Origin of the sequence: Paraclostridium sp. (assembly GCF_051656405.1) — a bacterium.
Classification (GTDB): Bacteria; Bacillota; Clostridia; order Peptostreptococcales; family Peptostreptococcaceae; genus Paraclostridium.
Window position 1 is genome coordinate 19,018 of sequence record NZ_JBOGBV010000020.1, and the last position, 13,620, is coordinate 32,637.

Sequence of the window (13,620 nt, forward strand, 5' to 3'; positions counted from 1 at the left end):
GATAAGATGTTGGTAATTGGACTAACAGGAAATATAGGCTGTGGGAAAAGCAGTTTGTCAAAAATTCTAGAAGCAAACTATTTTGATATAATTGATGCGGACTTAATATCTAGAGAAATTATGAATAACAGTGACTTACTAAAAAAGGTATTTGATAATTTTGGTGATAATATAAAAAGAAATGATGGAACTCTGGATAGAAAAAAACTTGGTGAAATAGTTTTTAATGATGATAAAAAGTTAATTGAACTAAATTCATTGACTCATCCAGCTATAAAAAAAGAGATAATAAAAAAAATAAATAATATAAAATTAAATAATAAAGATATTGCGATAGTTGATGCAGCTTTACTAATAGAAGGAAACTTTTTAGATTTGGTAGATAAGTTAGTTGTTATTACATGTAATGAAAATGTTCAACTAGAAAGAATAATTAACCGAGATAATATTACAAAGAATGAAGCCATGAGTCGTATAAATTCACAAATGAGTCAATCTGAAAAAATTAAATTTGGAGATTATATAATTGATAATTCAGGGGATAGAGAGAAGCTAATCTATGATGCAAGTAAACTAATAACACATATAAAGGAGAAATGGTGTGAATAAAAAAAGATATATAACTATATTTATAATCTTTATGTTGTTAGTTTTAGGAGTAATATCAATAAGACAAAAATTGGTGTTAAAATTATTACATCCAAGATTATACGAGGAATATGTAGAGATATATTCTAAAGAGTTTTCAATAGATGAAAACTTAGTATATAGTATAATGAAAGTAGAAAGCAAATTTAACAAAAATGCTATATCCAATAAAAAGGCTAAAGGATTGATGCAAATAAGTGATATAACTCAAAAATGGGCACAAGATGAATTGAAATTAGGAAAAGTTGATATATTTGATCCTGAAACTAATATAAAAATAGGTTGTTGGTATTTGAGTAAGTTATATAAAGAATTTAATGATTTAGATTTAGTTGTAGCTGCTTATAACGGAGGATCAGGAAATGTAAATAAATGGTTAAATGATGAAGCTTATAGTAAAGATGGTAATAAATTACATGAAATACCATTTAATGAAACTAAAAATTACTTAGGCAAGGTTAAAGAGAACTATATTATTTACAAGTCATTGTATGGAGAGGAAGAAGCTAATGAAAAGAATTAAAGTAGTGACGGTTATTATGACTATTATGCTTGCTGTTTCTGGGTGTGGCAAAGGTGATAGTAACAAAGACAAAAATGAAAAGCAAAATGTAAGTGAAAATAATAATTTAGAATATATACATTTATCTATGGTAAATCCTGAAACAATAAATCCTATAAATAATAACAATCAATCTGTTGGATATATTTTAGATTTAGTTTATGATAGCTTATTTACAATAGATAGTAACTATAATGCCGTTCCACAATTAGTAGAGGAGTACTCTATGGCATCCGACGGTAGAAGTATAAATATAAAATTAAAAGATGTTAACTGGCATAATGGTAAGCCTGTTACATCTGATGATGTAGAGTTCACAATAGACTCAATAAAGAGGTCAGAAAATAGTTCGTATAAACCTTTAGTTGAAAATATATCATCAGTAACTTCTACAGATAATAAAAATTTAACTATACATTTTAATCAACCGTATGCATTTTCTATAGATAATTTAATATTTCCTATAGTTAGTAAATCAGAATTAAGTGGATTAAATGCAGCAGACGTAAAAGATTATAAAAATAATATGGTTGGAAGTGGAGCATATAAAATATCTAAATTTAATAAAAAATCTAATATGGTATTAACACTTAATGAAGATTACTATGATAAAGAGAAAATAAAAGATGCAAAAAAAGAGATTAATGTAATGATTGTACCAGACGAGGCAGCTCAAGTTTCTATGACTTTAGCTTTATCAAGTGATATAACTAAGGTTGGAATTAGTGATTTAAGTGAATTCCAAGAAGATGAATTTAAAATTACTAATTATGAAGGAAGAGGATATGAATATATGATATTTAATTATAGTAATCCTATAATGAATGATATCAATTTTAGAAAAGCAATTTCATATGGTATAGATAAAAAGAAAATTCTATCAGAGGCTTATTTAGGGAATGTATCAGATGTTAATTTCCCATTACATTCTAAGTCTAAATATTATGATGCAAGTATAAAAGCAATAGGCTATAATGTTGAGAAGGCTAAAGAAAGTTTAAGTAAAATAGACATAGATAAAGTTAATTCTAATGCTGCAAGTAAAGATGATGCTTCTAAAAAAGAAGAAAATAACAAAAAAGAAGAAACAGCTAAAAAAGAAGAAACTAATAAAAAAGAAGATGAAGCAAATAAAGAATCAAAAGAAGCTAAGAAAGCAAGAGAAGAAAAAGAAAAAAGTGAGAAACTAAAAGAAGCTATTAAGAATTTGAATTTAAAAATAGTTGTAAATAAAGAAAATAGTGAAAGAGTTAAAGCTGCCCACTTAATAAGAGAAAATCTAAATGAGATGGGAATAAAATCTACTGTAGAAGAACTTGAAGGTGATGCATTAGCTCAAGCATTAGATAAAAAAGAATATGATTTAGCATTAGTTGGATGGGAATTATCATCAGTGCCAGACGCTACAGATATAATAAACTATAGTGGATATACTAATGAAAAATTAACAAATTATCTAAATTCATTAAAAAATTCTAAGAGTGTAGATAATACGAAGAGTATATATAAATCTATTCAAAAACACGTTAATGACAATGTAGCATTTGTAAGTTTAGGTATAACAGATGATTATTTAGTAACAAATAAAAGGATAGAAGGAAATTTAAAACCTAATGACTTTGATATATATGAAGGTATATATAACCTAGGTTTTAAAGAATAATATATAGGGGTATATAAGAATTAAAGATTTTAAAAAATACAGAGGTGATAACATATGAGAAAAAAATTATTAGTAGATGGAATGAGTTGTATGAATTGTGTGAGACATCTTAAAGAAGCTCTACAAGAAGATATAAAAGGTTTAGAAGTAATAGATATAAGTTTAGAAAATAAATGTGCTGTAGTCGAAGTAAATGATAATGTATCTGATGACATGATAAAAGCAGTAATAGATGACTTAGGATATGAGTTAAAAGGAATAGAATAAATAAGAATACCAGTAGGGAACTACTGGTATTTTTTTACGCTTAAGAAGAATATATTTATTTTAAGTTTTTAAAAACTGTGTCTACTATATCGATGGCTATATCAGCGGTAATATCATCGTCATCTAATGATGGATTAAGTTCAACTAAATCCATTGACTTAACTAAACCTGATTCTAAGAGTTTAGTAAGAAGATACTTAGATTCATCAACGGTAAAACCATTTTCAACTCTAGTTCCAGTACCAGGTACATATTGGGAATCTATAAAATCTAAATCAAAGCTAATATGTACTGCTTGTATATTTTTACTATGTAAATTAGATAAAATACCATTTATTACAGAATCTAACCCTTTATTAGCTAAATCCTCAGGATAGTACATATTCATATTTGTATTTTGAATAAATTCTTTTTCTCCAGAATCTAGATCTCTACCACCTATATGATAAACGTTATCTTCTAATATCTTAATATTTTCAGTATATAAGTTTTTTAATTCACTATGACCATATCCCATTAAAGAAGCCAATGGCATACCGTGTACATTTTTAGATTCGGATGTTTCAAATGTATTTATATCTCCATGAGCATCAAACCATACCAATGCAAATTTTTTATCAAAATATTTGCTAACGCCAGAAATACTTCCAAGAGCTATAGAGTGGTCACCACCAACTATAAGTGGAAAATATCCAGTTTTTAAAGATGTATTTACAGCATGTGCAAGATTATTGTTTATATCTAATAATGGCTTAAAGTACTTCATATTAGAGTGAGAAGCAAATTTCTCGCTTTCATCAACACTTTCAACATATAAATTACCAAGATCATAAACTTGGTGGTTATACTTTTTTATTGTTTGTACAATCCCTTTTTCTCTTAATTTATCAGGACCTAATTGAGGACCTAATTTATCACAACCATAAAATGTAGGTACTCCTATAATATTTATATTCATGACTAACCCTCCTGTATATCTAATCTCTACCCGTGTTATATTTTACCATAATGCATTTGAGAAAATCAAAATTAATAAAAGATTAGTTTTATTTATGATATTAAGTTCAATTTCATTAAGCGTAAAAAAAAGACTTCTATGGGGGAAATAATAGAAGTCTAAATTGGGGAGATTGAGTATGTTTGATTTACATTAATATTATTTGACAAATAAGAAAAATATATACATAAATATTAAATAAAAAATTATATTATTAGATATATAATATTAGATTAATACATATATAAAACTATATAATGATTATAAAAAGAAACTTTTATTGATTTATTGAATATAATATAAGTATCAAAGGGGGGGATATCATGGAGCCTATAGAACATAATGAGGACCTAAAAAAAATTATACTTGATATGACCCAAAAAGAACTTCAAGGCTCAACCTCTAATAAAGGGGCTTTGAGGTATATTGAAGGTAAGGTAAATTCGGTTATAGATGAAAGTATAAGTGAGTTTCATGATGAAGATTTAAATGTACAAACATATATAAAAACTTTAAAAAGAGGAGCATATCAACAAAATATAAGTGAGATTGTAAAAATAATTAAAGGTGAAGAGATTTTTAAATCAAAAGCAGAGTTAATAAAATTTGCTAGATATTTAGGAATGAGTGTAAATGCAAAGCAATCATATAAGATACTATTAAAAAAAGTATCAACTAATATATATGAAAATAAAGAGTATTACAATAAAAAGTATATATACTATACAAAGAAAAATAGTACTTATATATTAGAGCCAGAAAAAATTAGAAATTATCTAATTGAAAATTATAAGTCAAGGGCAAGAAATGATATGAAGTCCATTGCAAAAATCCTAAATATAGATACTAAAGAAGAAGAAGGTGCAGAAGATATACGAAAAAAAGTTATAAACTGTATAATAAAGGATAAACTAAGTAAAATTAAAAACTAAGGCGCTATATATTAGCGTCTTAAGTTTTTTAACAACTAGAATCAATTAGATTTAGGGGATGATTACAAAATGATAAAAAAGCTATGGGCTATAGTTTTTATAATTATAATAGTTATTGGAAGTTGCTTTTTAGAAGTAAATAAATTTACGCCAAAAAAGGAAGTAAAAATAGTTAGCTATAATATACATAGTGGTTTAAATAAAGATATGTTTCCCAGTTTATTTGATATAATTGATTTTTTAAGAATAGAAAATGCAGACATTATATGTTTGCAAGAAGTAAATGAATCAGCAAAAGCAGGGTTTCAAGTAAGTAGCTTAAAAGAAGATTTAGATATGTATTCTCATTTTGGAGCAAATGTAGTTAAATTAGGGGCAAATTATGGACTTGCAACATACTCTAAATACAAAATAATAAGCCAAAATCATATATATTTAAGTAGCACAACGGAGCAAAGGGGAATGCTTCACACTGTGGTTAAATTAGGATTTGGAAGAAAATTAAATATTATAAATTTACACTTAGGACTAAATGATAAAGAGAGAGAGAAACAACTAAAAGAAGTCGAATCTTTTGTTAAAAACTTAGAGGATCCATACATAGTTGTGGGTGATTTTAATGATGGAAATATGAATATAAATGAAGATATTTTTAAAGATGCAGCAACAAAGGTGAATAAAGATAACACGCTAACATTTTCAACTGCATTAGATAGAATTGACTATATTTTAGTTTCACCAGATATCGAAGTTATAGATTACGATGTATTAATGAAAAACATGTCAGATCATTATCCTATAGTATCAAAGTTTAAAATTTAGGAATAAATTATTATTTTATTGAATATATATTAGTAAATATATTTAAACGGGGGGACAAACTAATGAATAAGAGAAGAAATATCTATAGAGGTATGAATAGAAGAAGAAACCATATATCAAAAGGCATAACTGTAGGACTAGTTGTAGTTGTATTAGCAGGAGGAGCATTTTTTATAAAAAAATCTGATTTTAGTTTTACAGAAAAGATAAGCAGTTTAAATATTTTCAATAAAAAAGAGTTAGGATTTAAAGAATTTTCATATAAAGATTTACTAGGAAAAGGTGATGATTCGAAAACAGAAGCAAAAACAGAAGATAAAAGTAAAGATAAAGAACAGAAAAAAGAACAAGAAGTATCAAATGTTAGTAATGAAAATGCAAAAGTAGCGACTGTTAAAGATTGGGGAATATATTCAATTCAAATAGCTGCAATAGATAATGAAGAAGAGTTAAAGCAAATACAAAATAAATTAAGTGAATTAAAAGTACCATTTTCTACTGTTGAAGTAGATAAAGTTCAAAAAGTTCAAACATATCCTTCATTTAAAGAAGAAGAAAGCAGAAAGAATTTAGAGACATTAAAAAAAGATTTTCCAGATGCTTTTGTAACTAAATTAGAAATACCTATGCTTAGCTTGCAGTATACAGAAAAGTATTCTTATGTAGAAAGCATCTGTGGGGAGTTAAATAATTTAATAACTAACTTTGAAGAAGAATCTAAAGTATGGGATAAAAATGAAAGTAATATAGATAAAGAAAACTATAAAAATATAATTAATAATAGACTATCTATTTTAGATAAAGTTGAAAAAAATGCAAAGGATATTGACTATGAGGGAATGAAAGGATTTAAGGAAAATCTACTAAAGTATGCAGAGTCTGTAAAAGATAAATCAAAAAATAGCATGGAAATGGTAGAAAAAGACCAATTTAATATAAGTGAAAGTTTACTAATGTCATCTATGCAAGGATATTATAGCTTTATAAATTCTATTAAATCTATTTAAAAGTTGTTTAAAAAACAACTTTTTTTATTTTGAAAAGATTCTAGAAAAAAGTAATTGTTTAGATTAAAAGTAAGATAATATTTTAACGATTGTTAAAATATTACTATGGATATAGTATACTTATAATAGAAAAAAGTTTAAATTAAGCCATAAGGGGGTAGAAGTATGAAGCTCTTAACTTTCAAAGGAGGGATACATCCTCCATACAGAAAAGAGTATACCAACAGCAAACCGCTAGAAAAAGCTAAAGATCCTAAAGTTGTATATATTTCAATGCAACAACATATAGGAGCACCAGCAAAACCTATAGCAAAATTAGGTGATGTGGTTTGTGTAGGTCAAAAGATTGGTGAAATGCAAGGTTTTGTATCTGCAAACATTCATTCATCAGTGTCAGGAACAGTAATAGGAATAAAAGAAATTGACGTTCCTGGGGGAGTAAGCACATGTGTAATAATAGAAAACGATTTCAAAAATACTGTGCACGAAAGTGTTAAGCCTAAAGGGAGTTTAGAAAGTTTAACAAAAGAAGAAATAATAGAAAGTATCAAAGAAGCAGGCATTGTTGGAATGGGAGGAGCTACATTCCCAACACATGTAAAAATTTCTCCACCTCCAGATAAAAAGATAGATTTTGTCATATTAAATGGAGCAGAATGTGAACCATATTTAACAGCAGATCATAGATTAATGATTGAAAATCCAGAAGATGTTGTATTTGGATTACAAGTTCTTATGAAGGCATTGAATGTAGATAAGGGTTACATAGGAATAGAAGTAAATAAGCCAGATGCAATAGAGGCTATTACAAAAGTGGCAAGTAAAATAAATAATATAGAAGTTGTAGGTCTTGAAGTTAAATATCCTCAAGGGGCAGAAAAACAACTTATATATGCTTGTACAAATAGAGAAGTACCATCAGGTGGACTTCCAATGGATGCAGGAGCTGTTGTAAACAATGTAGGTACAGCTGCACAAATAGCAAAAACTATAAAAACAGGTATGCCTCTTGTAGAAAGGATAACAACTATAACTGGAAATTGTATACAAGAACCAAAAAATCTTGTAACTAAAGTAGGAACACTTTTCTCTGAAATTATAGAAGAGTGTGGGGGACTTAAAAGTGATAAAAAAGTTGGAAAAATAATAATGGGTGGACCTATGATGGGTATAGCTCAATATACTACAAACATACCTACTAATAAGGGGACATCAGGAATATTATGTTTAGATGAAGCTGAAGCCACTATTCCTAAACCTAATAATTGTTTAAGATGTGGTAAATGTCTAGATGTCTGTCCAGCATTTTTACAACCGTTATACATAAGTGCATATAGCTTAAAAGGAGATTTTGAATCATCTGAAAAATTTAGAGCGCTAGATTGTATAGAGTGTGGATCATGTTCATTTATATGTCCAGCAAGAAGACCTCTACTTCAATCAATTAGAGTAGCTAAAAAAGAAATAATTGCATTAAAAAGAAAGCAATCAAATAAGTAAAAGTTAGGGGGAAATATGATGGATAATAAACTAATAGTGTCATCTTCTCCACATGTGAGAAGTAATGAAGATACATCATATATAATGAAGCAAGTTATAATAGCTCTTTTACCTGCAGCATTAGCTGGTATATATTTCTTTAGATTGAGTGCTATTAACGTAATGTTTTGGTGCATATTAGGAGCTGTAGGCTTTGAATGGATATGCCAAAAAATAAGCAAAAAAGAATCTACTATTGGGGACTACTCAGCAGTCGTAACAGGGTTATTGTTGGCATTCAATGTTCCTGCATCTCTTCCATGGTGGATGTGTTTAGCAGGTTCAGCATTTGCAATAATAATTGTAAAAATGGTATTTGGTGGAATAGGGAATAACTTTATAAACCCTGCGTTAGGGGCGAGAGCATTCTTACTAGCATCATTTCCAGTAGCTATGACTACATGGACAAAAACTGGAGTAAACTGGGTTAGTTCAGGAAATTTAGATGCAGTTACAACAGCAACACCATTAGCAGCATTAAAAGCAGGAGCTGAAGGTATAAATGTACTGAATAATGGTGGAGTAAGCCTTTTTGATATGTTTGTAGGTAATATAGGTGGATGTATAGGTGAAACATCTGCGATATTACTAATACTGGGGGGATTATACTTAATGTACAAAGGTATAATCAATTACGTAATCCCTGTATTTTATATAGCTACAGTAGCAATATTAATGTTTATATTAGGTGGATTTAATTTTGAGTTTGTAATGTATCAAATGGTAGCTGGAGGACTTATGTTAGGAGCATTCTTTATGCTTACTGACTATACAACTTCTCCTATGACTAAAAAAGGTCAAATTATATATGCAATAGTAGCAGGGGTTATAACTACAGTAATAAGACTTTATGGAGGTTATCCAGAAGGAGTATCTTACTCTATACTATTTGTAAACGTAATGACTCCTCTTATTGATAAATACACTAGACCAAGAGTATTTGGGGAGGTGGCTAAATAAATGAAGGATATATTTAGATTAGGGACTATATTATTTGTAATATGTGCTGTAGCATCGCTTATGTTAAGCTTAACAAATAATATAACTGCACCAGTTATACAACAAAGAAATATTCAAGCTAATAATGAATCTAGACAAGAAGTTCTTCAAGTAGCTGAAGAATTTAGTGAAGTAAAAGATGTAAAAGGTGATTTAATAGAAGAAGTTTACCAAGGTACAAAAGGTGGAGAAGTAGTTGGATACACTATAAAGACAACACCTAAAGGTTATGGAGGTAAAGTTGAAGTTATGGTTGGAATTTCTAATGATGGTAAAATCTCAGGAGTAAAAATAGGGAACCATTCAGAAACACCAGGACTTGGATCAAAGTCAGCAGATCCTTCATTTAAAGATCAATATAATGGTAAAGGCACTAAAACTCCATTAAACGTAGTAAAGGGAAATGCTAGTAATGAAAATGATATAGTGGCTATATCTGGAGCAACTATAACTTCTAAGGCTGTAACAGCTGGTGTAAATGCAGCTATGGATGTATATGAACAAAAACTTATATCAATTAATGGAACGGGGGAATAAAACATGGGTTTAGGAAAAATAATTAAAAATGGATTAATAGATGAAAACCCAACGCTTGTTCAAGTAATAGGTATGTGTCCTACATTGGCGGTTACAACCTCAGCTATAAATGGATTAGGGATGGGTCTTTCTACTACAGCAGTACTAATTTGTTCAAACGTGGCTATATCCATGATGAGAAAATTTGTGCCATCGAAGATAAGAATACCAGCTTTCGTAGTAGTAATCGCAACGTTTGTTACTATGGTTGGAATGTTGCTTAAAGCATATATTCCAGCACTTGATAAAGCACTAGGGCTATTTATACCATTAATAGTTGTTAACTGTATAATATTAGCTCGTGCAGAAAGTTTTGCATCTAAAAATAAACCAGTTGAGTCAGCAGCTGACGGATTAGGTATGGGTCTTGGATTTGCGTTATCATTAACAGTATTAGGATCTATAAGAGAAATACTTGGAAATGGTAGTTTATTTGGATTTGCATTATTTGGAGCATCTTTCCAACCAGCTTTATTATTTATATTACCGCCAGGAGCTTTCCTAACATTAGGATTTTTACTTGCAGGGTTTAATAAATTAAAAGATAAGAAAGCTAATTAGGAGGGATATATATGAATTTAATACTTTTATTTTTAAGTGTTGTATTAGTTAACAATGTTATAACATCTCAGTTTTTAGGTATTTGTCCATTTTTGGGAGTTTCTAAAAAAGTAGATACAGCAGTAGGGATGGGTGTTGCAGTTACATTTGTTTTAACTCTAGCATCTTTCATAACATATTTCGTACAAAAAATATTAGAAATAACTAATAATCAATTTTTACAAACAATAGCGTTTATATTAGTAATAGCATCTATAGTTCAATTTGTTGAAATGGTAATACAAAAAATGAGTCCATCTTTATACCAAGCACTAGGAGTATTTTTACCCCTTATAACTACAAACTGTGCAGTTTTAGGTATAGCTTTAGTTAATGTTCAAAATGGATATAACTTAGTTGAAACTATGGTAAATGGATTTGGAGCAGGTGTAGGATTTACTTTAGCTATAGTTTTATTTGCAGGGATAAGAGAAAGATTAGAATTAGCAGATATTCCTGAAAGCTTTAAAGGATTTCCAATAACACTAATATCAGCAAGTTTAATGTCTATAGCATTTTTAGGCTTTGCAGGGCTTATAAAGCTATAAGTTAGGGGTGAGATAATTGGCTATAATTAATTCAATTTTAGTTTTAGGTGTAATGGGGTTAATATTTGGAGCAATTTTAGCGTATGCTTCTAAGAAGTTTGCGGTTGAAGTTGATGAAAGAGTAGAAGCAATACTTGAAGTATTACCTGGAGCAAACTGTGGAGGATGTGGATTCCCAGGATGTGGAGGTTTAGCAAGTGCTGTAGTTGAAGGAAATGCACCTATAAATGGTTGTCCTGTTGGAGGTAGCGAATGTGCAGCTAAAATAGGAGAGATAATGGGTGTATCATCAGAAGCAGGGGAAAAGAAAGTAGCTAATGTTATATGTAGCGGAAATTGCTCTGTTTCAAAAGAAAAGTATTTATATGAAGGTATAAATGATTGTAGAGCAGCAAGTGCTTTAAATGGAGGTTCTAAAGATTGTAAATATGGATGCTTAGGACTTGGAACATGTGTAAGTGTTTGTCAGTTTGATGCAATTAAATTGATAGATGGAGTAGCTGTTATAGATGAAGAAAAATGTGTGCTTTGTGGTAAGTGTATGGATGTTTGTCCTAAAGGATTAATAACTGAAAAACCTGTTAAAAACAAAGTATTTGTATCTTGTAACAGTAAAGATTTTGGGAAAACAGTAAAAGATAAGTGTAGTGTAGGTTGTATAGGGTGTGGAATATGTGCAAAATCATGTCCATTTGATGCTATACATGTAGAAGATAAAATAGCTAAAATAGATTATAGTAAATGCGTACAATGTATGATTTGCGTTGAGAAATGTCCAACAAAAGTTATAAAGGGTAATTTAAATGATAGAAAAAAAGTTACAATTGAAGAAGATAAGTGTGTAGGTTGTACTATATGTAAAAAACAATGTAAGTTTGATGCAATTTCAGGAGAGTTAAAAGAAAAGCATAAGGTAGATACAGACAAATGTGTAGGATGTCACCTATGTGTTCAAAAATGTCCTAAAAAGGCTATTAAAATTTTATAATGTGGATATTATAGAGATATGGATATTTTCCATATCTCCTATTTTTTTAGAAAAAATAAAAATTGTAACTAGAGTGTAACAAAAACGTTCGACATTAACGTTGAATTTTTTACAATATAATGATAAACTAAATAAGTATCAAAAAAGAGGTGAATTAATGAATATAATATTGGCATCAGGATCGCCTAGAAGAAAAGAAATTTTAGAAAATGCAAATCTTAAATTTTCTATTATAACTAGCGATATAGATGAAAGAATATTTGAAAATGAGGAGCCTATACAACTAGTTTTAAGACTAGCATTTGAAAAATGTATGAGTGTTGCTCAAAAAAATCCAAGTGATTTAGTTATTGGAGCTGACACTATTGTTGTTTTAGACAATGAAATTTTAGGGAAACCTAAAAATGAAGAAGAAGCTTTTAATACGTTAAGCAAATTATCAAATAGAGAACATCAAGTAATAACAGGAATGAGCATAGTAAACTTAGAAAATGAAAAAAAGATAGTGGACTATGCTATAAGTAATGTTAAATTTAAAAAATTAACTGACCAAGATATAAAGGATTACATAAGTACTAAAGAGTGTTTAGATAAAGCTGGATCTTACGGGATACAGGGATATGGAGCTCTACTAGTTGAAGAAATAAAGGGAGATTATTTTAATATAGTTGGATTACCAATATCAAAGTTAAGTGATATCCTTAAAATAAATTTCAATATAAATCTTTTTAAATAATTCTAGGGAGGTAATTTTTTATGGGGTCATCAAGTTTATGTATTAGTGTAAAGGAGATGGCATTAGAAGAAAGACCTAGAGAAAAAATGCTTACGCAAGGAGAAAAAAGCTTATCTAATGCTGAATTATTAGCAATCATTTTGAGGACAGGAACTAAAAAACAAAGTGTTTTAGAATTAGCAAATTATATAATAAATAAAGATCGACAAGGAATAAGATGGCTAAAGGACATAACTATACAAGAGTTATGTGAAATTGATGGCATAGGACTATCTAAAGCAGCGCAAATAAAAGCGTCTTTAGAATTAGGTATAAGAATAGCGAGTGCAAAACCTACAAAATATAAAATCACAAACCCATGGGATATCTATAAATATTACATGGATAGTTTACGGTATTTAAATAAAGAGGTTTTTAAAACAATTCTGTTGAATACAAAAAACGAAATAATATGTGATATTGATGTTTCTATAGGGACTCTTAACATGTCAGTGGTTCATCCAAGAGAAGTGTTTAGAGAAGCTATAAAAAGAAGTAGTAACAAAATTATTCTTATGCATAACCATCCATCAGGAAGTATAGAACCATCTCGTGAAGATAAGAATGTAACGTCTAGATTAGTAAAATGTGGCGAATTAATAGGTATTGAAGTCATAGACCATATAATAATAGGTGATGGGCTTTATTACAGTTTTAAGGAAAATATGATAATTTGATGGATATATGTGAAAGGAGC

At 28.9% G+C, this 13,620-nt stretch carries 16 protein-coding genes; 15 read left to right on the forward strand and 1 reads right to left on the reverse strand.

Translation table 11 applies throughout. The features are described 5' to 3' along the window. The first annotated feature begins 6 nt into the window (after window positions 1-6). Genes coaE through ACRDDE_RS03290 form a run of 4 tightly spaced genes read left to right on the forward strand, consistent with a single transcriptional unit; the run spans window position 7 to window position 3,140 of the window. Complete coding sequence (coaE, locus tag ACRDDE_RS03275) at window positions 7-609, forward strand: dephospho-CoA kinase (protein ID WP_438625497.1); 603 nt, start codon at window positions 7-9, stop codon at window positions 607-609. Then, window positions 602-1,171, forward strand: coding sequence for a lytic transglycosylase domain-containing protein (locus ACRDDE_RS03280; RefSeq protein ID WP_438625499.1), 570 nt, complete (start codon window positions 602-604; stop codon window positions 1,169-1,171). The genes coaE and ACRDDE_RS03280 overlap by 8 nt, the downstream gene beginning before the upstream one ends. Then, window positions 1,158-2,873, forward strand: coding sequence for an ABC transporter substrate-binding protein (locus ACRDDE_RS03285; RefSeq protein WP_438625501.1), 1,716 nt, complete (start codon window positions 1,158-1,160; stop codon window positions 2,871-2,873). Before ACRDDE_RS03280 ends, ACRDDE_RS03285 begins: the two co-directional genes overlap by 14 nt. 54 nt (window positions 2,874-2,927) lie before the next feature. Then, on the forward strand, window positions 2,928-3,140 hold the full coding sequence (locus ACRDDE_RS03290; protein WP_438625503.1) for a heavy-metal-associated domain-containing protein: 213 nt from the start codon (window positions 2,928-2,930) through the stop codon (window positions 3,138-3,140). A gap of 55 nt (window positions 3,141-3,195) precedes the next feature. Here the strand turns inward: ACRDDE_RS03290 and rocF are convergent, their stop codons facing one another. Then, window positions 3,196-4,098 (reverse strand): arginase, encoded by a 903-nt coding sequence (gene rocF / locus ACRDDE_RS03295; RefSeq protein ID WP_438625505.1) that lies wholly within the window; start codon window positions 4,096-4,098, stop codon window positions 3,196-3,198. Window positions 4,099-4,460: 362 nt separating this feature from the next. Between rocF and ACRDDE_RS03300 the strand changes: the two genes are divergently transcribed. The 11 genes from ACRDDE_RS03300 to radC all read left to right on the forward strand — a co-directional run bounded on the left by ACRDDE_RS03300 (window position 4,461) and on the right by radC (window position 13,600). Then, window positions 4,461-5,069, forward strand: coding sequence for a hypothetical protein (locus ACRDDE_RS03300; RefSeq protein ID WP_438625507.1), 609 nt, complete (start codon window positions 4,461-4,463; stop codon window positions 5,067-5,069). A 69-nt stretch (window positions 5,070-5,138) separates the two neighbouring features. Next, complete coding sequence (locus ACRDDE_RS03305; RefSeq protein ID WP_438625508.1) at window positions 5,139-5,891, forward strand: endonuclease/exonuclease/phosphatase family protein; 753 nt, start codon at window positions 5,139-5,141, stop codon at window positions 5,889-5,891. Between the two features lie 62 nt (window positions 5,892-5,953). Continuing rightward, on the forward strand, window positions 5,954-6,898 hold the full coding sequence (locus tag ACRDDE_RS03310; RefSeq protein ID WP_438625510.1) for an SPOR domain-containing protein: 945 nt from the start codon (window positions 5,954-5,956) through the stop codon (window positions 6,896-6,898). A gap of 165 nt (window positions 6,899-7,063) precedes the next feature. Beyond that, complete coding sequence (gene rsxC, locus ACRDDE_RS03315) at window positions 7,064-8,398, forward strand: electron transport complex subunit RsxC (RefSeq protein WP_438625511.1); 1,335 nt, start codon at window positions 7,064-7,066, stop codon at window positions 8,396-8,398. 18 nt (window positions 8,399-8,416) lie between these two features. Then, entirely contained in the window at window positions 8,417-9,397 is a 981-nt protein-coding gene (locus ACRDDE_RS03320; protein WP_438625513.1) for an RnfABCDGE type electron transport complex subunit D, read from the forward strand. Then, window positions 9,398-9,973, forward strand: coding sequence for an RnfABCDGE type electron transport complex subunit G (locus ACRDDE_RS03325; protein WP_438625514.1), 576 nt, complete (start codon window positions 9,398-9,400; stop codon window positions 9,971-9,973). A gap of 3 nt (window positions 9,974-9,976) precedes the next feature. Then, the gene (rsxE, locus tag ACRDDE_RS03330; RefSeq protein WP_438625516.1) at window positions 9,977-10,573 is read left to right on the forward strand and encodes an electron transport complex subunit RsxE; all 597 of its coding nucleotides are present in this window, start codon (window positions 9,977-9,979) and stop codon (window positions 10,571-10,573) included. Window positions 10,574-10,584: 11 nt separating this feature from the next. Continuing rightward, a complete protein-coding gene (gene rsxA / locus ACRDDE_RS03335; protein WP_021428592.1) occupies window positions 10,585-11,160 on the forward strand; it encodes an electron transport complex subunit RsxA in 576 nt (191 codons plus the stop codon). A gap of 16 nt (window positions 11,161-11,176) precedes the next feature. Continuing rightward, on the forward strand, window positions 11,177-12,148 hold the full coding sequence (gene rnfB / locus ACRDDE_RS03340) for an RnfABCDGE type electron transport complex subunit B (protein ID WP_438625518.1): 972 nt from the start codon (window positions 11,177-11,179) through the stop codon (window positions 12,146-12,148). A 157-nt stretch (window positions 12,149-12,305) separates the two neighbouring features. Next, on the forward strand, window positions 12,306-12,884 hold the full coding sequence (locus ACRDDE_RS03345) for a Maf family protein (protein WP_438625520.1): 579 nt from the start codon (window positions 12,306-12,308) through the stop codon (window positions 12,882-12,884). A gap of 56 nt (window positions 12,885-12,940) precedes the next feature. Then, window positions 12,941-13,600 carry a RadC family protein gene (gene radC, locus ACRDDE_RS03350; protein ID WP_025161248.1) on the forward strand — a complete coding sequence of 220 codons (660 nt, stop codon included), beginning with the start codon at window positions 12,941-12,943 and terminating at the stop codon, window positions 13,598-13,600. Window positions 13,601-13,620: the final 20 nt, after the last annotated feature.